The following is a 20,701-nucleotide window of genomic DNA, read 5'->3' as shown; positions in this document are numbered from 1 at the left end:
GTTATTCAAAGGAAATGACTATGTTTTTAGTCTTTGGTGTCACACGAGATGTCGCGAAAAAAACAGCGCTAAAAAAGTGCACGTTAGTTGAAGGATTTGGCAAAAACATGATCCAGCTCACACAAGAGCAGTATGAGAAAAAAGTCGATGACTTGACACAAAATCTCTATAAATCAATGAAACCTGTCAAGTTGAGTTACTCGCTATCATCACCTACTCGTGCCAAAGAGTTTTTAAAACTCGTTCAGCAGCAAGTTGAGTGCCGCGATTTAACCATTCGTTATCGTAAACCTACTGGGAAAACTAACCCAAAAACAAAAAAGCCTGCAATGGCAATGACCGTATACAAAGGAGAAATACTTTGAGTGCTAATACCCTAAATAATACCCAACTTGAATATGACGTTTTAGTCAATCAGGCGGCGCTGCATATTCAATATGCAACCTTACTCAATAATCAGCTAGCAACTGCCCAAGCTGCCGTTTTAAAGTCGCTCGAAACTGAAAACCCGCTTGATTGTTTCAACGCAATGAAAAACGCATTGTCAGTCCAAAGTTTGCTAGATGCTGTGTTTGACGCACATGAAAGTAATATCAGCGCAGAAAGCTTTTTAGCAAACAGCCTTCAAGCCGTTCCTTCCCATTTATGTTGCATCAACAGAATTAAATCAGAACTTACCAAAACTCAACTACCCAAGCTTAACGAACAAGGAGCAGCATAATGAAAGAACTACACGATATCGTCACCAATAAAATCGGTAACATGGTTGAAGATGGCACCATCGAACAACTAATCGAAAATAAGCTAGAAAGCTTACTCGCTGAAACAGTCAATGATGCGATGAAGAGTTATAGCTCGTTCGGTAAAGCATTAAAAGAATCGATTGAGAAATCAATTGGAACTAGCCTTAATCGAGTCTCATTTCCTGAATACAACCATTTCGTCAGTCAATTAGTCGTCGAGAAATACAGTGAAGTTTTAAGTAAAGAAGCAGCAAGCAACATTGATGCATTATTAAAAGAAGAGCTTAAACCTGTACCAGATGCTATCGATGTACAGGTACTGATAGATGAAACCAAAAAATATTGGGAAGAAGCTGCTCATTCTGAAGGGAAAGACGAAATTGATATTGAATGGAGAGAAAGCGATAACGCGATCTATATGACGCTAAAGCATCCTGAATATGATTCAAACAGTATAAAGATTAGCTTCTACAACCACGGTGAAGAAAATAACGTTTATCACATTGGTTATATTAATGAAGATGACAGGGTTATCAGCTCAGGTATCGGCAATGCAACCCACGCAATGGGATTAGCAGGCTACTTCTACAAGCTTTACTGCAAACAAACCAAAATCCACCGCCTTAACGATATTTATGATGAAGCAATCTACGTAGGGTGCGATTAATCATGAACATGCTCATCCAAGGCGGCGAAGATTGTCGGCGCCTTCAATATCTCTTGTTACTAACTGACATTGAGTCTGACGCGATAAAAAGCGCCTTGGTTGATCATTATGTTCGTGGCTTTGGTATTGGTTCAGCAGCAGGTGCCAACGGTATCGATACCAGCAATTTACGCCGTGCAATGCGCACATTAAACAAAGTAGCTCGGATTGTTGAACAAATTAAAGAACTCGACTGGGCAGGTTTTCCAGAACGACTCACAAAAAAGGTCAGTTAAGTGACTGCCTACGCCGAAGAATTGATCGAGTATGTCATCGCCAACAGCGACAAAATAAATCGAGAACAGGCCATAGCATGGTTAGACGTTAATGCTTCAGCGTGTTGGCAAATGAAAAGCGCAGACAAGGAAGATGAATAATGTATAGAGGCCCTAATCAATTTTCGTTTAATTTAGAACAACACGAACTTATTGTCGATAATTATGCGGGTGGTGGCGGTGCATCAACGGGCATTGAAATGTCAACGGGTCGTCATGTTGATATTGCGATTAATCATGATGTCGATGCTATTGCTATGCATTCAACCAATCACCCACTAACAACGCATTATTGTGAATCGACATGGGATGTTAACCCCATTACGGCTTGCGCAGGTCGTCCTGTGGGCCTTGCTTGGTTTAGCCCTGACTGTAAGCATTTTTCAAAAGCTGCCGGAGGGAAACCACTTAATAAAAAAATCAGGGGATTGGCGTGGGTAGCAATAAAATGGGCAGCGTTAGTTAAACCTCGAATTATCATGCTAGAAAATGTCGAAGAATTTGTTACTTGGGGGCCATTGGTGAACGGCAAACTTTGTCAAAAGCGCAAAGGAAAAATATTTAGAAGTTTTGTCCACCAATTAAGGCAACATGGCTATAAAGTTGAGTGGCGCTTACTAACAGCAAGCGATTATGGTTGCCCGACGATTAGAAAACGGTTTTTCCTTGTTGCTAGGCGTGATGGCCTGCCCATCAACTGGCCAACGCCAACCCACGGCAACCCCAATAGCCTTACCTTTAATAAAAAACAATTAAAGCCATGGAAAACCGCAGCGGATATCATCGACTGGTCTATCCCCTGTAAATCAATTTTCAATCGCTCACGCCCACTTGCAGAAAAAACAATGCAACGAATTGCGAGAGGTATTCAAAAGTTTATCATCGATGCCGACGAGCCTTTCATTGCGCCAGGTGAAGCAACCATTATTCCTTTCATTACCGAATTTGCTAACGCGTCAAACCAGCGCAATATGTCAGCCAATGAGCCGTTAAGAACAATTTGCGCTCAAGTCAAAGGTGGTCACTTTGCCTTAGTCACTAGCTCGATGATAAAACTGCGTGGCACTAATATCGGTTTTCCAACCAATGAGCCGGTTCACACAATCACTGCAGGCGGCTTGCATCTTGGAGAAGTTCGCGCCTTTTTGATTAAATATTATGGCACTGGCACGGGCCAGAAAATAAATGAGCCACTACACACGGTAAGAACGGGTGATTGTTTCGGGCTTGTGACAATCAAAGGAGAGAATTATCAGATCGTTGATATCGGCCTGCGAATGCTAGAACCCCATGAACTGTTTGCCGCTTCATCCTTCCCCAGTGATTACATCATCGATAAAGATCACACGGGTAAAAAGTATTCAAAAGCAAAGCAAGTCGCCAGATGCGGTAATGCTGTCCCACCACTACTAGCCAGCGCATTAGTTTCTGCTAATTACAATCAACCAGCAAGATTAGCCGGCGCAGCATAAGGAAGAACACATGACGCAACCTAAACCAATCGTCAAAACACACATCGCCTTTTGGGTTAAGCCATACATCAATTTCTTCAAATTGTTATGCCTTATTCATGGTGTTGAATATCAGTTCAGTATGATCTCAAAAACCGTTGGCAAAGGCATTCACTGGGAACGCGTACAATAACTTAAGGAGGTTGTATGTCAGAACTATTAACCGCTAAAGATTTAGAAGCCCTATCAGGCTATAAATTAGCTGGTCAACAAAAAAAATGGCTGGACGATGCTGGGATCAACCATTACGAACGCCGTGATGGAAAACCTGTCGTGACCTGGTATTTTGTTAATAACCCTTATAAAAAAACGGCGCTTGATAAGAAACTTCATGAGCCCAATTTTGCAGCATTAGGTTAAACAATGAGAGTCCGTAAAGAAGAAGATAAATGGATGCCACCGAGAGTGTATAAACACTCTCAAAAAGGCAAATATACTTGTTATATATTAAAGCCGACCGGCTCTCAAAAAAGCATTACTTTATGTAAGAGTGATGCAACAAAAGCTGAAGTTTGGCGAGAATATGAAAAGCACATGAGTCGTGCCGTGTATACGCTCAGGTGTTTAGTTAGCGACTATATGCAAAGTCCAAACTTTAAAGCTTTGGCACCACGAACTCAAAAAGACAGACAAATAGAACTTAATAACATTCTCTCAGTATTCGGTGAAATGTTACCCGATGCAGTCCTTCCACAGCATGTTAGGCGATATGTCGATAAACGGGGCTTAAAAAGCCAAGTACAGGCCAATAACGAATTAAGCAGCCTAAGCGTCATTTATAAATGGGGGTATGAGCGCGGCCACTGCAAAAGTAACCCCGCCCAAGGCGTGAAGAAGTTTGCTATTAAAGAGCGCGATCGTTATATCACTCAAGCCGAATATCAAGCGTTGATCTCTTGCGCTGAAGAACGTTTACGCCTTGCCGTTGAGATAAGTTATCTGTGTGCAACAAGACAAGCCGATGTACTCAAATTGAAGTGGGAACATGTATTAGAAGATGGGCTTTATATTCAACAGGGCAAAACGGGCAAGAAGCAGATCAAAGCATGGACCGATAGATTGAAAAATATTATTAATGAAGCCAATACATTACGAACTGATTTTGATGGCGACTATGTGATCAACAAAGCAGGTGGAGGAAGATTAACCGGAGAAGGGATCCGCAGTGCATGGAAGCGTGCCATAGTAAAAATGAAAGTGCAATTTCCAGAGATAAAAACAGACTTCACTTTTCATGATATTAAAGCAAAAGGGATCAGTGATTTTGACGGCACAATAGCAGAAAAACAACACTTTAGTGGTCATAAGACCATGAGACAAGTAGACACCTATGACAGACGTGTACCTATAGTTTCAACAGTAAAAGATAACGATGAATAAGCCCGAATTAAACCATAAGAAAAAAAATCATCATGCATAAAAATTCAAGCGGATTTTTTTATATTCTATAAGATATTCTATAAAGGGCTTAAAAATAGAAAACGGCTCGCATATTTCTATGCAAGCCGTTGTTTTATTTGGCAGGGGTGGAGAGACTCGAACTCCCAACCATCGGTTTTGGAGACCGCTGTTCTACCAATTGGAACTACACCCCTGTTGACGAGACGCATTATGCTGAAAAGCCTGACAAAGGTAAAGTACTTTTTTACGATAAATGTTTAAACGAATGTTTTTTAGTCACAGTGATAATCTGTTATCCACCAGCCATCCCGCCTCCATCCATATGCCAAAAGCAACGCAAATTTCCAGTCTTACTATTTCCTTGTATAAGCTTCGTTTTATCAGCATGAGTTAATCTAGATCAAATAAAGTATAAATAACCCTCAAAATCGATATTAAATCATATATTTGTCACACTTTTGTTATCGTAAGTAACAAGTAAAACTTGTACCCTATCAATCAGCCATATATTTATCTGTATATTTGAGCTTTAGACGTAGGAAATACTAATGAATAAAAATGAAAAACGACTAAGAAATCACGATATCGTCCCCACAAGTGGTCAATCAACTCGAGTTTGGGTCGATAACCAAGCAGTCGATGCTATCCCTGGAGAGAACATTCTCAGCGTCCTATTTGCTATTGGCAAAAGAACAATAACTAAAAATGATCATGGAAAAATCACTGGTGCCTACTGCGGCATGGGTGTCTGTCATTGCTGTACTGTTAAAGTTAACGGGCGGCATAAAGTCAAAGCATGCCAAACACTCATTGAAGCAGAAATGAAAATCACCACCCAAGTAAACCGTCTACAAGAAGAGGGTTTATAATATGCCACAATCGACTCTACCCGTTGTCATTGTTGGTGCGGGCACGGCAGGCATTTCCGCTGCGGCAGAATTAGCCGAAACCGGTATTCACTCGATTGTTATCGATGAAGCTCCTAGAATTGGCGGTGCCGTTTTTCGCGGCCCTTTTCGTGAGGCAATAGAGCTCCCTCACCTTGACAATAAACTCCGAAAAAAAATATCAAATATTCGTCAATTATATCAAGATAATCAGCCTCACATTCAATTAATGCTAGAAACAAGAGTACTCGGCCCCTCAGGCGATAACGCACTGTTAGTTCGCCATAAAGACGATGTCTTTGAAGTACCCTATGAACAATTAATTATTGCTACGGGCTGCCATGAACGCAGTATTCCTTTCGACGGATGGCAATTACCCGGCATCATGCTGCTCGGTGGTGTACAACTTCAGCTCAAATCCGGTTTAGTCAAACCAGGGCAGAAGATAGCGATTGTAGGTACCGGACCACTGCTCCCCTTAGTGGCTTGCCAACTTCACAAAGCTGGAGTGCATGTTGTCGGTGTTTATGAAGCGGGGAAATTTAGTGGTTTTGCTAAAGAAAGTAGAGCCTTTTTAAATCGACCCCTGCTCACTCTTGAAGGTATGGGATTATTAAGTTATTTAAAAGCCCACGCCATTCCTATCCATTACGGCTGGGGAATTGTCTCCGCAAAGGGACAAGACTCTCTAAACAACATCACCGTCGCCCAATATAATGAAGATTGGTACCCAATTCAGGATACTGAAACCGATATTGAAGTCGACAGCCTCGCGGTCGGTTATGGGTTTGTTTCCCGTAATCAATTAGCCCAACTCATGGACATAGAGCATGACATTTGCTCTTTCAGTGGACTCAAACCTCAAGTCAATGAATGGCAAATGAGTAATCAAGCTAATATTTATATCGCGGGTGACAGCGTCGGGATCTTGGGCGGTGAAGGCGCGATGATGGAAGGTCGAATAGCGGCATTAGCCATTGCTCAAGAAATCAAAATCCTGTCATCCACCGCCGTAAAAAAAAAAGCCAGTAAGTATTTTAATCTACTAAATAAAGTCAAACTCTTTAGAGCGGGATTCGATCGCGTTGGTCGCCGCAGAGAAGGGTTATTATCTCTCCTTAAACCTGACACCTTAGTTTGCCGTTGTGAAAACGTCACTCGTGCCGATATCGATAAAGTGATCAATCAAGGTGTGAAAGATATTACCTCCTTAAAAATGCGTACACGAGTGGGAATGGGCGATTGCCAAGGTAAAACCTGTAATAGCTATTGCCAAGACAGATTAAGACAAGAACTTGATACTCTAGATGTGGGATACGTTAAACCCCGTTTCCCTCTCGATCCTATTCCTTTTTCTGCATTATCGGAAGGTGTATAAGCATGCCAACTCTCTCAGAGAAAAAATATGACATCGTTATTGCTGGTGGTGGTGTTATTGGCGCAGCTTGTGCCTATTTTTTAAGTAAAGAAAAAAACCTTAATATCGCCTTAGTGGATTTAAAAAAGCCGGGGAATGCCTCTCGCGCCTCAGCAGGTGGACTCTGGGCCATTGGCGAGTCGGTTGGACTCGGTTGTGGGGTGATTTTTTTTAAACGTATATCAATGCAAAGAGCCGAAGCTGAAGGCGACGATCTCCCACCATTACGCCCGCATATTTTACCCGACTGTTTTTTTGAGTTTGCTCTTAAAAGCAATAATATGTATCCCGCCCTGTGGCAAGAATTAAAAGACAAACATGATGTCGACTTTAAGTTTGAAAAAACCGGTCTTAAATACATCATGTATGACAAATACGATAAACTCTATGCCGATTCCATTGTTGAACAGATCCCAGATCTTGCTGATCAAATTAGTTGGCTTAGCGCTGAAGAGCTGGCTAAAGATGAACCTTATATCAATGCGGATGCCATCGGCGCATTAGAATTTAAATGTGATCACCAAGTCAATCCCTATCGGTTAAATGAAGCCTATCTGGAAGCCGCCAGACAGAATGGTGTTGAGCTATTCTTACAAACCGAAGTGACTGACATCGAAAAACAAGGTAATCGTATCACAGGAGTTAATACCTCATCTGGGACACTCCATTGCGACATGCTCATCAATGCTGCTGGGAGCTGGGCTGCCGAACTCAGTAAAATGGCTTGCGGCGTTGAAATCCCCGTATACCCCGTCAAAGGACAGATTATTTTATCCGAAAAACTCCCTAAAGTGCTCAAGGGCTGTATATCCACCACAGACTGCTATATTGCCCAAAAGGACAACGGTGAAGTGTTAATTGGTAGCACCACTGAAGAAAAAGGCTTTGATACCACCAACACCCTACCCGAGTTAAAAGAGCTTGCGAATGGTGCAATGCGATGCTTACCGATCCTCAATGACATGAACATCAAACGTTGTTGGTCAGGGCTTAGACCCGGCACACCGGATGAATTACCAATATTGGGTGAAATGGAAGGCGTTGAAGGCTATCTCAATGCTTGCGGACATTTTAGAACAGGTATTCTCACCTCTGCCATTACAGGTAAACTCATCAATGATCTCTATCGCGGCCTACCACTCGACTTAGACATAACGCCTTTTAAACATGCGCGCTTTGATGAGCAAAATAAAAAGCAAGCTTAGACTGACTATATTAGGCTTAGACTTAGCTCACAAGTCTTTATCAATTAACGTTTGCCACTGATACACTCGATCTCTGTACCCATGCTATTAAAATGTTAATTGATTTTGTGCGGGTTTGTTGTATATGCAGCAAACCCTTTAATCCTCCTTACTGCTGATAATTTATTTCAACGCAGCTCTATCCTCAATGACCTCTCTTAGCACGTTTTAATCTATTACGCTTATTGTATTACCCCAACATTCATCGACCTGATCGTTATATCCCCCATTTTCGCTAAACATAAATTTAAAATGTACCTCTTGATCTCTCCCCATCACTTCTAGTCGCTCTTCTCCAGAAGCTGGATGAATATGACTTTCATCACTCACTACCTCTGTTGAGCTACAGCCTTGTAGCAATAATAAAGTCCATATTACAGTCACTGTAACCGTCAACAATAAAATAAAACGGCTCATATCATCCTTAGAATTCGTCATTGTGATTAAAAATAAAAGTATTCCTTAAGCAAGCTTAAAAATAAATATTACTTTAATCGTAAGCGATAAATCATTAGGTAAAGCTAATCATAAAAAATGCCGCTAAATTAGCGACATTGAAAATTGCTATATAATCAGTGCTGTATTAACAGCCTAGCTTTAGCTTACGGCCAGTCGACTGCACCTTTTTATACATCTTAGACAGCTGTTTATTATGCGATCGTTTATCTACTGAAAGTTGCACCATTACGCGCTTATTCTCGCAATAGCTTTTGAGAATTTTTAACGCGCCTTTCAATGACTTTGCAGCCAGATTCAGCATGGTGCTGACAATTATAAAAATATTAATATACTAAAAGATTTACTATAAATAACTACAAAATCTATAATTAGTGTATTTCACCGATAGATGCCAGACAAAAGTCGTATGCCATAGGCGTTAATGATGATGCTGATGGTAAATGATAGAATGAAACAAATTATTACAGCCTTTAAAGAAATTGCTGATTTAACCCATATCAAATCCGTTAACTTGTTATCTAAATTATTAAAAGAGAACTTTTTGAACCAAGGTAGCAATCAATTTAACTTTGGCATTAATCCTGAAACTAATTGGTTACTTCTGTTTAAATCAATTGATGTACCCATGATAAACTCTGACATATTAAAGGCGTTGGTAAATAACTTGCTCAAAGCTATTATTGTTTGGAAGAAACACATCGATGACTTATTACAAGAAAATCTCAATAAAAAAAATCAACACAACCAGTATAAGATCCCTGCCAATAAATTTTCTTTTATTTCAACATAATAAAGGGGAAACGATCAGACTCACATGACGCTAGAATTAATATAAATACCAATAGCGACCCTAAAATATCTAAAAGTGATACTCATAGTAGCGGCACCAATCAACATCACCTCATACACCATCAAGAATATCTTGCGTCAATATCCCAACCTGCAAGCCTATTCCTCAATATAAAGAGCGCCAGAAGCAGCTTCCTCGTCACCATTAACTTACATCGGCTGATTAACCGTATGAAAAACAGTGCTTACTTGGGTATTAAAGGCAGGGTTTTGATATAAAGCAACCGTATTGTTCTGCTTTAGTAATGTAGTGGCTGTATGCTCCATAAAAGCAATCGTCAGATCTGATAACGCATTGCCAATACTAAAACGTTTCACGCCCAAATCTTGTAGCTGACTCATATCAGTCAGATCGGGTAGCGACATAACATTAACGGGCACAGCAATGCTGCGAGTCAATGTCTTTATATCATCACCTTGAGTCATGCCGGGAACAAATATCCCGCTCGCCCCGCTGGCGATATAACAACGGCCCCGCGCTATCGTCTCTTGAAGCGGATCTTTGACATGAAAATAAGCATCAATACGGGCATTGATGAAAAAGTCCTGATAACCCGCGCCGTCCAATCCCGATCGAATTAACTTTATAAGCTCACCATGGGCAGCTATATCTTTCAAGCCACCTTCAACACTGATAGACGAATGACTGGCTGAAGGTTTATATGAATCTTCGATATTAATGCCAACGACACCTCGGTTTGCCAGTGTCATCACATTATCAACAATCTCGTCATTTTTCTCTGCAAAGCCCGACTCAATATCAACCGTCACAGGAATATCAATCACAGCCATGATTTTTTCCACCATAATATAAAAGATCACTAAAGGTGATGTTCTCGCCATCGGCATAACCTAAGCTATTTGCCATTCCCCAACTTGTGGTGCCTATTGCCTTAAAACCGGCTTGTTGTAATACCAAAGCCGATAATGCATCCCACGCATTAGATAGAAAAAGAGGCTCATCTTGCTCATGCATGGCGCTAAACTGTACAAATTTATTCATTGATATATCACTCCGATTGATATTATTATTCTTCGTTTTCTTATTCTTCACTACCTGAAGAGACTTAATCTAAAAACTGTGTTTTTGCTTGTCGCGTCTTAATCACAGACTCAAAAGCACTATTGTGTAACTCATTTGATTGAGGCAATAGCTGAGGCTGTGGTGATTTCACCTTTATACCTTCATGCGCTAATAACCATAATTTACGTTCAAGCCCACCAGCATATCCGGTTAACGCGCCACTTGAAGCGATCACCCGATGACAAGGTACGATAAGCGTAATGGGGTTTCTGCCATTGGCGCCACCCACGGCTTGAGCACCTTTGGATTTGTTCACCATTTTGGCAATATCAAGATACGTCATCACTTGCCCAAATGGGATTTGACGTAAGGCGTGCCACACCTGTTTTTGAAATACCGTCCCTTGAGGGTCCAGTGGTAAATCAAACTGCTGACGCTGACCTTTGAAATACTCAAGTAATTGCACTTTACAGACATCAGTCACCTCATTGCTACTGACAGTACTTTGCTCAGGACCACAAAATATCAGCTGTCTAATACCCTCATTAGACGCTTTGCATTCCATCATGCCTAAAGGGGTATCAATATAGTCTGTGTACATTAGCGTTGACTCCATAACTGAAAGGTTAAATAACTGCCCCAAGGCGATACTTGCTCGGCCTTAAACGGCATTTGATCTGCACTCTTGCCTATATCTAATGTATTATCACTCTCTTTTTCAGCGGGAGCGTATTTTGCTAATGCTTTTTTAATGCCTAAATCGCTGGCCAGAAACACATCGGGATCGCTTAACCCCCGCATACGAGCATAATCCACAGTCCAAGGGCCAATGCCTTTGAGCGCCAACCAATTCTGGGGCACATCAGGACTAGCCTCATCGACATAATACTGGGCAAGATTGTGTAATGTTTGCTTGCGAGAAGCAGGAATTTTCAAAAAGGTTAATTCACTATCAGCAATCGCTTGCGGCGACGGGAATAACTTATTGCCCTGATAGCTTTCCCCTAATTCATTAACTAACTTAGTCACTAGATCACGCGCCGCTGGCACCGAAATTTGCTGACCTAAAATAGCCCGAATACCCGCTTCAAAGACACTCCATATTCCAGGTAATCTCACCCCGGCTTTAAAATCAAAGTGACTGGGTAAACATCGCTTTAAATCCGCTTCTACTGCTTGTATATCCAAATCTAAATCAAGAATACGACGAATATTATTAATAATAGGCTTTAGGTGAGTGATCTCATTTAATTCAATAGTGACTAAAAACATATTTTTCTCAGGTTTATGTCGCGCACTAAAACGGCCCAGGGTGCCATGCCAATTAAAACTGCGGCCATAACTGTCATTATCACACCACTCCATCTGCTCCACCGCCCTTGTGGCTAATGTGGTTTGCATTAACGTCCAATCAAACGGCGGTCTGTAATACAGTTTTAAGGTTAATTCATTGGCATTTTCAGCGGTTGTTTTTCGCATTTGTGACGGCGTCAATTTCAACTCTGATTTAAAGCAATCATTAAACCGACGTACACTGTCAAAACCACTGGCCAAAGCAACTTGAATAATGGGTAATCTCGTTTGCTGTAATAATTGCTTGGCGAATAAACACTGCTGATATAATGAATAACGCTTAGGTGACATACCCAAATATTGATTAAAAATCTGTCTTAAATAACGATCGCTGATCCCCAAACGCTGTGCTAATTGCACTAAAGACTGAGTCTGTAATGCACCATCATTAATTAACCTAATCGCCCGTTCTAGGCTGGCATTAACGCCTTTCCATGCTGGAGAATGGGGCGCACTATCAGGACGACAGCGTAAACAAGGCCGAAAACCTGAGCTGGCACATTCAATGGCTGATGCAAAATAAGTGACATTCACTTCTTTTGGCGGACTTGCAGGGCAAATGCTGCGGCAATAAATTCCCGTCGTTTTCACTGCGGTAAAAAACTGCCCATCAAAACGAGGGTCTCGCGATAACCTCGCTTTTTGACAAATCGTCGCATCCAACATAGAACGTCTTTCCTTATTTGACTAATGCAAAAAGTATATAGGCTTAATAAAAAGAAACTAGCCAAAAACGGAACTGAATGTAAGACCAATGCAAGACCAATGTAACAGCAGCCAATACAGCTCTAAACTGATCTACATCAAAAAAATATCTATCGGAAATTAACGCACAACAAAGGGCATATTTTTGTTCTATGCTGAGTAAATCGATAAAAAAATCAATAAGGATATTATTATGTATCGATTAGATGATTTTTATGATCTCAGTGCCACGTTAACTGATTACCCCGTAACTCGATTGATCGGCACTGGTGTAGGCAATGAATACAATCAAACTTTGAGTCAATGGGTACGTCAAGATGTCCTCGATGAACTCTATCACTGTTTTTCTCAGTTAGAACGGAATAATGACGGCCAAGTCTGCCCACAAGCCTTACGCCATCAGCTTCTATCCAATGAAAAATACGGCCCCATCGCCCGCAATATTATCAAGATGTGGTACCTCTCCATTTGGTACAAAATGACCGACAACTGGAGTATGACTTACGGTATCCCCGCCTATTCATCACCGGTTATTGGTGTCGAATCCCCCACCCCTGAGGATTATATTATTTCCAATAATGCCTATATTCAGGGCTTAGTTTGGCCGTTAATGGGCAGTCATCCTATGGGGGCAAAACAGCCAGGTTACGGCACTTGGTCCGATGCACCGCTAAATTCTATCGCCTCCATACACCTGCAATAATGAGATAACCTCCATGACTAAATGTGAACAATTTGATGTGGTGATCATCGGCGCTGGGATCAGCGGCGCGATTATGGCACAGCAGCTTGGCGCGCAACAAAAAAAGGTGCTGATCCTTGAAGCAGGCACTGGCACCGATGGCCGTTTTTTTAATAATAATGATAAAAAAGGTTATGAATCCTATATGGATACTTTTTTTACCGCCATGGCCAAAATCCCTAATGCGCCTTTTCCAAATAACCCCAATGCGCCACAACCGTTAGTGACTGACACGCGCAATATGTCTGATGGTAAACCCATTACAAATAATGGCTATTTTGTACAAATGGGCCCCAACCCTTTTGCCAGCACTTACACCCGCTCTGAAGGCGGGACGACACTGCATTGGCTTGGCACTTGCTTACGTATGCTACCTGAAGATTTTAAACTCAAAACCCATTTTGGCCACGGCTTAGACTGGCCTATTAGCTATGATGAACTGCAACCTTGGTATGAAGTCGCCGAAACCATGATCGGTGTCTCTGCCAATGCACGCGATCAAAACTATCAGCAAATAGATAATCCTGCAGTACACATCCCTTTTAGAGAGGGTTATGATTATCCTATGGAGAAAATTCCCCAGAGCTTTCTCGATAATTACATGAATCAAGGTTTACAAGGTATGTCGGTGACCATTGATTATCATCATTATCCCATTAAGGTTGTCAGCACCCCACAAGGCAGAAACGGCATGCCAAGAGGGGATTATCGCCCCGTAGGCGCGGTAGGAAATCAAAATTTAGGTCAGCGCTGCGCAGGCAACTCAAATTGCGTCCCTATCTGCCCAATCCAAGCAAAATACAATGCCCTTAAAACATTAGCACAAGCAAAAACCACCGGTTTTGTTGAAGTCCGCAATCAATGTGTGGTCAGCGATATGGCACTGGATGAATATACCCATGAAGTAAAAACAGTCATTTACAAGCAATACACTGACACCCAAACAACAGATTATGAAGTGAAAACAGTATCAGGCCGTATCGTCGTATTAGCTGCCCACGCAGTGGAAAATGCAAAAATATTACTGGCAGCAGGCATTGCTAACAGTAGCGATCAGGTTGGTCGCAATTTAATGGATCACCCCACCATGTTAACGTGGGGACTTATGCCAACGGACATAGGTGCCTTTAGGGGACCGGGGTCGACCTCTGGCATTCCTTCACTGCGAGGCGGAGAGTTTAGACGTAAACAAGCGGCTTTTCGGATCGAAATAGGTAATTGGGGCTGGAGCTGGCCTGCTGGCGCGCCCATTAGTACTGTGCCCGATCTGATCGATAATAAAAATTTATATGGCGCAGAGCTCAAACGCGCCATCAGCTCTGTTTATCCACGCATGTTCAGGCTCGGATTTTTGGTCGAGCAATTACCCGATCCTAACAACCGCGTTACCATAGATGAAAGATATAAAGATCAACTGGGGAATTATCGCCCCGTGATCCATTATCAAGTCACTGACTATACACGCGCAGGCATGGCCCAAGCTAAACAAGTATCCGATGAGTTATTTGCCTATTTAGGTGTGGAAGCTTATACCCAGTACAAACAAAGCGATCCCGGTTATGTCACTTATCAAGGTGAAGGTTATAGCTACAATGGTGCTGGACACTTAGTGGGTACGCATATTATGGGGTTTAATGCACAAACCTCCGTAGTAGATAAACATCAACGCAGCTGGGACCATCCCAATTTATACCTTGTTGGTTGTGGCAACATGCCAACCATTTCAACCAGTAATCCTACCTTAACGATGGCGGCATTAACTTATTGGGCTGCAGATAATGTACTCAAAGCACTTGAACAAACATGAATAAGGAGATAACTCATGTATTGTAGACAACCTCTTAGAACCATCGAGACCATCGACGACTTACATTATAATCTGCAACTGGCTGTCGAGTTAGAGTTTTCAACCTTACCCACTTATTTGCAAGCCTTGTATTCGATCAAAGAAGGCAGCAATACCATTGCTTATAGTGTGATCCGCTCTGTTATCATGGAGGAAATGTTTCATTTAACCAATGCCGCTAATGTGCTTATTGCCACAGGCGGTTCGCCTGCCTTAAACAGTCCTGAGTTCATCCCCATTTACCCTACCTTCTTACCGGACAATGAAAAATGGTTTGAAGCCAGGTTACTCAAGCTATCGCCGCAGGCACTGATGCTATTTCTCGCCATTGAAATGCCCGGAGACTTAGTGCCAATATCGATGATCACCATAGGTAAATTCTATGAGAATATTGAAAAAGGACTTAAATATCTGGATGAAAAAATGGGCGCTGACTTATTTCCTTGCGGCACATTAGACAAACAAATAGAGCATAAATATTATTATGGTGGCGGTGGGATCATTAACAAAGTCACCAACCTTGACTCTGCCTTATTTGCCCTTAATGCCATTATCGCTCAAGGAGAAGGGGCGCCCAATAAACATTGGGATCCTGATAAGTCCTTCCCTCTTGAAGATACCACAGGTATTGAAAGTGGCGATCATCAGCTTTTTATGCAGCCAAGGGAACTGTCTCATTTTTATCGATTTAATGAACTAAAAAAAGGTCGACGTTATGTATTAGGCGACAGTCATAATAGCGGCCCAACAGGGCCAGAAATCAACATAAATTATGATGATGTGTATAACCTCAAACCCGATCCTCAGTCAGGTGATTACATTCATTATCCAGAATTAGAAGAAATGAATTTTAATGTCAATGTTATTTTTAGCCGCTTACTGGATCAATTGCATCTCGCATTCAATGGTCAGCCAAAAACGTTAGAAACCGCTGTCTGCACCATGTTTTCACTCAAAGAAGTGATACAAATACTGATGAGAAACCCGATCCCTGACAATGAGCTTGGTGAATACGCTGCGCCAACTTGGGAGTATTTATCTCCTGAAGAGCGCACATTATCCAGCATTCGATAATAAGATTAACTGAGTATTCTAGTCTCTCTTAAAAGGACCTTTATGATGCACAGAGTCTTTGACCATATACTGATCATTATGTTTGAAAATCAATACCGAAGTTATGTGATGCAAAATGATTACATGCGCAATTTAGCTGCTCAAGGTATTGCATTAACAAATAGTTATGGGGTTATGCACCCCTCACAAACCAATTATATCGCTTCAATCTCAGGCGAATTATGTGGGGTCAATGATGATAATTTCCCTACACCTTACCTTCCCCAAAAAACCATTGTCGACTTAATTGAATCTTCACCTTATCAACTCGATTGGCGCGCCTATATGGACAGTTATATATCAGGTTGGACACCTTGGAAACCAATTGATTTTACTCCGATCGATGCCTATCCTTATGTTCTCAAACATAATCCATTCACTTCGTACCAACGGATTATTAATCAACAAAAACGTTGGCAAAAAATAGATAATGAAGCCGGGTTTTTTGCTGATTTACTCAATGGCACTTTCCCTGAATATGCATGGTTTACACCCAACATGTGGCATGACGGTCATTACTTAATGTCAACAACGGATAACGATCTTAAGGGCGAGCGAGCCCCGGCCTTAGTCGATCAACAAGCACACTGGTTACAAAACTTTTTCAAGCGGCTGAATTTCCCCGGCCCCAATAGCAAACTGCCCGCAAAAACCTTAGTGGTAGTGACCTATGATGAAGCTGATTTTGAAGCTGATTATGATACACCGACAAAGTACAAATATAATTACGATGGGCCAAATCAAATTTACACCACTTTGCTCGGCGATATGATAATCCCAGGGCAAGAAACAGAAGGTTATAATCATTATTCCTTGCTAAAAACAGTAGAAAAAAACTTCAATTTAGCTAGCTTGGATAAAAATGATCACGACGCCAATTGGTTTCAATTCCTTTGGGGTAAACGCTTTCGTTGGCAGCAGCATCGTACAACACCGATTGCTGATGTGCTTGACCTTCAAATCTGCTGTTATCGAGGGCAAATGTTTATTGCTTATGTGACCTCAGAGCATCATTTATATTATCGTACCTTTAATGGCACGGTATTTTCAGAGGCGATCCATTTAAAAGATGAGTGTCAGCAGTTAAGCATGGCGGCGAACAATCAACAACTCATGTTGAGTTATCACGATAGCCAGCAACAACTCACCGTACTTGAGTATGATGTCACCTATGGCTGGCGTAATAATACCTGTTTTAACTACACTCAAATCACTCAATCAGCCATGACCTGCATTCCCCATCAAGAAGGCTTTATGCTGGTTTATTGCAGCTCACAAGGCACATTTTTAAGTCGCCGTTATCAAGATGGTCAATGGCAAGAGCAAACCGAGATCATTCCCAGCAATAACACTCACCCTCAAACCAATTTTACCTTAGCGCATCTCGGTGCAAGCTTATTACTTATTTATACCAATACAGATCATAGCCTCGCTTGCGTTAGCTACAACACAGCAGAGTTTAATCAAATTCAGGTCGAGAAGAGTCAATATGCGGGTCCCTATGATGATGCAAGTATCAACCAATGGTCCCCCTGCGCTTTCTCTATCAATCACTTTAGTCACAAACCCAGTATTTATACGCCGACTGAACCCGAGCCAGATCATAATGATTATGCTGCAAAAGGAAATCTCTGCTGTGCAACCTTAAATGGCGTCATTCATTTACTGCATAACAACCCCAATGGTGAGCAACTCATTACAGAAACCTTCTCCATTAATGGCACCCTCACCCCAAGATATCCAGTCTCTTACAATCCCAGTAAGGAAGACTGTACCAGTAATGGTTATGGCACCTTGGCCGAGGCGGGGTGGAGTGAACAGGTAGCGGTTAATGGCGTTATTCGCAGCCCTGACACGCCATTAAGTTCAACATGTTATCAAGACCAACTGTGGTTATTTTATCAAGCAAAGCACACTAATGAGATCCACATTTATTGTGGTGGATACACGAATGAAAAATAAGATTAAAGAGGCAGATCATGACATCAATGACAGATAAACTCGATGAAATCGATCACATAGTGGTGATCATGCTGGAGAACCGCTCTTTTGATCATATGCTGGGCTTTTTATATAAAGATCAAAATAATCGCTCGCCCTTAGATCACCCCTTTGAAGGGCTGACGGGAAATGAGCGCAATATCGATAGCCAAGGTCAACCCATTCAGGTTTTCCCCATACCAAATAATGAATATGCCTATTATTGGCCCGGTACCGATCCCGGAGAAGGTTATTCCAATACTAATAGCCAACTATTTGGTGACTATAAAACGCCTTCAGCCAACACACCTGCCAGTAATCAAGGCTTTGTTACTGATTTTGCTTACACGCTAAACACCCATAGAAAAAACAATGCAAGTTCAGAGGCAAATTGGTACATTGCAGAAGGTACTCAACCAAAAAATATTATGGGCATGTATACACCTGAGCTATTACCGGTACTGTCCACTCTTGCCCGTTCTTATGCTGTGTGCGATCATTGGTTCTGCTCTGTGCCAACAGAGACCTTGCCCAATCGCGCCTTCGTGCAAATGGCCACCAGTTTAGGTCGGCTTAATGATCACGATAAAGTTTATGATGCCACCAGTATTTATAATTTACTTGAGCATGCGCAAGTGCCTTGGGCTATTTATGGTTATGACAGTGAACCTATTTTAACCCGTCAATCATTAGCTGCTCTGCCTCCTCAACCTCAATATGGAAAGTTTGGTGATTTTGCCGCCTTTAAACAAGCGGCTAACAGTAATCAATTGGCCAGTTATACCTTTCTAGCCCCCGAATGGGGCGTAAACGGTAACAGCCAACATCCTAATTACGACGTAGCCAAAGGCGAACAACTGCTGCTTGAAATATACCAAACACTGAAAAATGCACCAGTATGGGAAAAAACACTGCTCATCATTACTTATGATGAGCATGGTGGTTGTTATGATCATGTCGCGCCACCAGAAAATGCAGCCCAGCCTGCTAATTGCCCTGATAACCTTGGTTTTAATTTTCAACGTTTTGGCGTAAGAGTGCCGACAGTATTAGTCTCCCCTCTGATTGAAGCGGGTACGGTATTTAGAACCCAATCCAGTACGCCTCTAGACCATACCTCAATATTATCCACCGTTGAAAAACGATTCAATTTACCCAGCCTGACAGCCAGAGATGCCGCAGCACCTCATGTGGGGGATGTACTGACGCTCGCTTCAGTAAGAAGTGATGATCCAATGGCTCATGTTATTGCGCCCAGTAGCAGTGCTAAACCTCCGGCTGAAAATGGTAAAGCAGAGATGGGTCCAGATCATTTGCAAATGGCCGAAGCGCATTTAGCGGGACAATTACCCATAGATAAAGATTATCACTCCCGTTATGACACTCACTTTAATACTGAAGCAGAAGCAAAAGAGTACACCCATGCTCACTACTATGGTTATTATTACAACGACAGGTACAGAAATAGATAATACCAATTCCATTAAGAAATATGTGCCACAGACAGTAGGCGCTTGTCATGGCCATACGCTAAAACTCCGCGCTCATAAGCACATCGCTAGCGCGATATTCGGCCTAGAAAGGAAACATGCCACACATGGGCTCTCAACGTTCCCATGTTCGAGTGATCATTTTTTCGTACTCTTTACGAGTAAAATAGGCGCCTGTCATGGCCAGTGCCTCCGTATTGACCCATAAGGACGTGGAAAATGCAGAAAATGTCGAGAACGATTTTCTACCAATGGACGCAAAGCTATGCTTCGCCAACAACGCCCGATTGCCAAGGTGAATAGACAACGTCATGGGCCTATGAACGAGAAGCATGGATGCTGAACTGGCCTTTGTATAGGATATAGGAGGTACGAGATCAAGGATGGACGAAGCTAGAATAATGCAGGAGCAAATATCGAGAGTAACGCATGGAGCAGTTACCGAGGAGCATTTATCGACCTTTTATTATGCCCCCTAGCTGCACATGGGTATTGAATCTCACTACGTTCGGGCTTTTTATTTTCCCATGTTCTAGTGTCATTTCCGCCAAATAAAACAAAAAGCCCTAGCATTTCTGCTAGGGCTTTCGTTTTTATTAGGCGCCTGGAAATGACCTACTCTCACATGGGGAGACCCCACACTACCATCGGCGCGATTGCGTTTCACTTCTGAGTTCGGAATGGGATCAGGTGGGGCCACAATGCTATGGTTTCCAGACAAATTCTTCACGGTTAATCGCAATTTCCTGCGTAATTAACCTAAATATGTCAATTTAAAAAGCTGCTTTTGATGTTTAAGTCAAAAGTTAAATAAATATTGAGTACCACTTACATTAAGTGTTTTGTTCTAATCTTGAACCGTAAAAATCATTGCTACGGTAAAACCCATTAGGGTTGTATGGTTAAGCCTCACGAGTCATTAGTATCAGTTAGCTCAACGCCTCACAACGCTTACA

Annotated in this window: 24 protein-coding genes, 1 tRNA gene and 1 rRNA gene; 18 read left to right on the top strand and 8 right to left on the bottom strand. The window is 41.9% G+C overall.

Annotated features, from left to right (window positions below; translation table 11 throughout):
• Positions 1-20: 20 nt before the first annotated feature.
• The 9 genes from L2764_RS06445 to L2764_RS06405 are packed head-to-tail and all read left to right on the top strand — an operon-like array spanning position 21 to position 4,615.
• Positions 21-365, top strand: a complete 345-nt coding sequence (locus tag L2764_RS06445; protein WP_248939407.1) for a hypothetical protein — start codon at positions 21-23, stop codon at positions 363-365.
• On the top strand, positions 362-721 hold the full coding sequence (locus L2764_RS06440) for a hypothetical protein (RefSeq protein ID WP_248939406.1): 360 nt from the start codon (positions 362-364) through the stop codon (positions 719-721). The genes L2764_RS06445 and L2764_RS06440 overlap by 4 nt, the downstream gene beginning before the upstream one ends.
• The gene (locus tag L2764_RS06435; RefSeq protein ID WP_248939405.1) at positions 721-1,410 is read left to right on the top strand and encodes a hypothetical protein; all 690 of its coding nucleotides are present in this window, start codon (positions 721-723) and stop codon (positions 1,408-1,410) included. The genes L2764_RS06440 and L2764_RS06435 overlap by 1 nt, the downstream gene beginning before the upstream one ends.
• 2 nt (positions 1,411-1,412) lie before the next feature.
• Complete coding sequence (locus tag L2764_RS06430) at positions 1,413-1,685, top strand: hypothetical protein (protein ID WP_248939404.1); 273 nt, start codon at positions 1,413-1,415, stop codon at positions 1,683-1,685.
• Positions 1,686-1,826 (top strand): hypothetical protein, encoded by a 141-nt coding sequence (locus L2764_RS06425; RefSeq protein ID WP_248939403.1) that lies wholly within the window; start codon positions 1,686-1,688, stop codon positions 1,824-1,826.
• Entirely contained in the window at positions 1,826-3,196 is a 1,371-nt protein-coding gene (locus tag L2764_RS06420) for a DNA cytosine methyltransferase (RefSeq protein ID WP_248939402.1), read from the top strand. The genes L2764_RS06425 and L2764_RS06420 overlap by 1 nt, the downstream gene beginning before the upstream one ends.
• Before the next feature lie 10 nt (positions 3,197-3,206).
• A complete protein-coding gene (locus L2764_RS06415) occupies positions 3,207-3,368 on the top strand; it encodes a hypothetical protein (RefSeq protein ID WP_248939401.1) in 162 nt (53 codons plus the stop codon).
• Positions 3,369-3,382: 14 nt separating this feature from the next.
• Complete coding sequence (locus tag L2764_RS06410) at positions 3,383-3,595, top strand: DUF4224 domain-containing protein (RefSeq protein WP_248939400.1); 213 nt, start codon at positions 3,383-3,385, stop codon at positions 3,593-3,595.
• A gap of 3 nt (positions 3,596-3,598) precedes the next feature.
• Positions 3,599-4,615, top strand: coding sequence for a tyrosine-type recombinase/integrase (locus tag L2764_RS06405; protein ID WP_248939399.1), 1,017 nt, complete (start codon positions 3,599-3,601; stop codon positions 4,613-4,615).
• Positions 4,616-4,753: 138 nt separating this feature from the next.
• Here the strand turns inward: L2764_RS06405 and L2764_RS06400 are convergent.
• Positions 4,754-4,830, bottom strand: a tRNA-Trp gene (locus tag L2764_RS06400).
• A gap of 354 nt (positions 4,831-5,184) precedes the next feature.
• Here L2764_RS06400 and L2764_RS06395 point away from each other — a divergent pair.
• Genes L2764_RS06395 through L2764_RS06385 form a run of 3 tightly spaced genes read left to right on the top strand, consistent with a single transcriptional unit; the run spans position 5,185 to position 8,145 of the window.
• Positions 5,185-5,505: a 2Fe-2S iron-sulfur cluster-binding protein gene (locus L2764_RS06395; protein ID WP_248939398.1), complete on the top strand. Its 321-nt coding sequence runs from the start codon at positions 5,185-5,187 to the stop codon at positions 5,503-5,505.
• Position 5,506: 1 nt separating this feature from the next.
• Positions 5,507-6,901: an FAD/NAD(P)-dependent oxidoreductase gene (locus tag L2764_RS06390; RefSeq protein ID WP_248939397.1), complete on the top strand. Its 1,395-nt coding sequence runs from the start codon at positions 5,507-5,509 to the stop codon at positions 6,899-6,901.
• Between the two features lie 2 nt (positions 6,902-6,903).
• Positions 6,904-8,145: an NAD(P)/FAD-dependent oxidoreductase gene (locus L2764_RS06385; protein WP_248939396.1), complete on the top strand. Its 1,242-nt coding sequence runs from the start codon at positions 6,904-6,906 to the stop codon at positions 8,143-8,145.
• 207 nt (positions 8,146-8,352) lie between these two features.
• On the opposite strand, the gene L2764_RS06380 is transcribed toward L2764_RS06385, so the two are convergent.
• Positions 8,353-8,601: a hypothetical protein gene (locus tag L2764_RS06380; RefSeq protein WP_248939395.1), complete on the bottom strand. Its 249-nt coding sequence runs from the start codon at positions 8,599-8,601 to the stop codon at positions 8,353-8,355.
• 490 nt (positions 8,602-9,091) lie between these two features.
• Here L2764_RS06380 and L2764_RS06375 point away from each other — a divergent pair, with 490 nt between their 5' ends.
• A complete protein-coding gene (locus L2764_RS06375; RefSeq protein ID WP_248939394.1) occupies positions 9,092-9,433 on the top strand; it encodes a type III secretion system chaperone in 342 nt (113 codons plus the stop codon).
• 209 nt (positions 9,434-9,642) lie between these two features.
• On the opposite strand, the gene L2764_RS06370 is transcribed toward L2764_RS06375, so the two are convergent.
• The 4 genes from L2764_RS06370 to L2764_RS06360 form a co-directional block, all read right to left on the bottom strand.
• A complete protein-coding gene (locus tag L2764_RS06370) occupies positions 9,643-10,284 on the bottom strand; it encodes an isocitrate lyase/PEP mutase family protein (protein WP_283106934.1) in 642 nt (213 codons plus the stop codon).
• On the bottom strand, positions 10,271-10,495 hold the full coding sequence (locus tag L2764_RS27695; RefSeq protein ID WP_283106933.1) for an isocitrate lyase/phosphoenolpyruvate mutase family protein: 225 nt from the start codon (positions 10,493-10,495) through the stop codon (positions 10,271-10,273). Before L2764_RS27695 ends, L2764_RS06370 begins: the two co-directional genes overlap by 14 nt.
• Positions 10,496-10,559: 64 nt before the next feature.
• A complete protein-coding gene (locus L2764_RS06365; protein ID WP_248939393.1) occupies positions 10,560-11,117 on the bottom strand; it encodes a methylated-DNA--[protein]-cysteine S-methyltransferase in 558 nt (185 codons plus the stop codon).
• Positions 11,117-12,535 carry a DNA-3-methyladenine glycosylase 2 family protein gene (locus L2764_RS06360; protein ID WP_248939392.1) on the bottom strand — a complete coding sequence of 473 codons (1,419 nt, stop codon included), beginning with the start codon at positions 12,533-12,535 and terminating at the stop codon, positions 11,117-11,119. The genes L2764_RS06365 and L2764_RS06360 overlap by 1 nt, the downstream gene beginning before the upstream one ends.
• 232 nt (positions 12,536-12,767) lie before the next feature.
• Between L2764_RS06360 and L2764_RS06355 the strand changes: the two genes are divergently transcribed.
• Genes L2764_RS06355 through L2764_RS06335 form a run of 5 tightly spaced genes read left to right on the top strand, consistent with a single transcriptional unit; the run spans position 12,768 to position 19,727 of the window.
• Entirely contained in the window at positions 12,768-13,277 is a 510-nt protein-coding gene (locus L2764_RS06355) for a hypothetical protein (protein ID WP_248939391.1), read from the top strand.
• Positions 13,278-13,290: 13 nt separating this feature from the next.
• Positions 13,291-15,123: a GMC family oxidoreductase gene (locus L2764_RS06350; protein WP_248939390.1), complete on the top strand. Its 1,833-nt coding sequence runs from the start codon at positions 13,291-13,293 to the stop codon at positions 15,121-15,123.
• A 15-nt stretch (positions 15,124-15,138) separates the two neighbouring features.
• On the top strand, positions 15,139-16,236 hold the full coding sequence (locus L2764_RS06345) for a ferritin-like domain-containing protein (RefSeq protein WP_248939389.1): 1,098 nt from the start codon (positions 15,139-15,141) through the stop codon (positions 16,234-16,236).
• Between the two features lie 42 nt (positions 16,237-16,278).
• Positions 16,279-18,237 (top strand): alkaline phosphatase family protein, encoded by a 1,959-nt coding sequence (locus L2764_RS06340; RefSeq protein ID WP_248939388.1) that lies wholly within the window; start codon positions 16,279-16,281, stop codon positions 18,235-18,237.
• 17 nt (positions 18,238-18,254) lie between these two features.
• Positions 18,255-19,727, top strand: a complete 1,473-nt coding sequence (locus L2764_RS06335; protein ID WP_248939387.1) for an alkaline phosphatase family protein — start codon at positions 18,255-18,257, stop codon at positions 19,725-19,727.
• Between the two features lie 133 nt (positions 19,728-19,860).
• Here the strand turns inward: L2764_RS06335 and L2764_RS06330 are convergent, their stop codons facing one another.
• Both L2764_RS06330 and rrf read right to left on the bottom strand, forming a co-directional pair.
• Positions 19,861-20,052, bottom strand: a complete 192-nt coding sequence (locus L2764_RS06330) for a hypothetical protein (RefSeq protein ID WP_248939386.1) — start codon at positions 20,050-20,052, stop codon at positions 19,861-19,863.
• Positions 20,053-20,347: 295 nt separating this feature from the next.
• Positions 20,348-20,463: ribosomal RNA gene (gene rrf, locus L2764_RS06325) — 5S ribosomal RNA — on the bottom strand.
• Positions 20,464-20,701 lie beyond the last annotated feature (238 nt).

The sequence above is a fragment of the Shewanella surugensis genome, from assembly GCF_023284005.1.
In the GTDB taxonomy this organism is placed as follows: domain Bacteria; phylum Pseudomonadota; class Gammaproteobacteria; order Enterobacterales; family Shewanellaceae; genus Shewanella; species Shewanella surugensis.
Note: the sequence above shows the minus strand (reverse complement) of the source record. Positions and strands in the feature narration are given on the sequence as shown.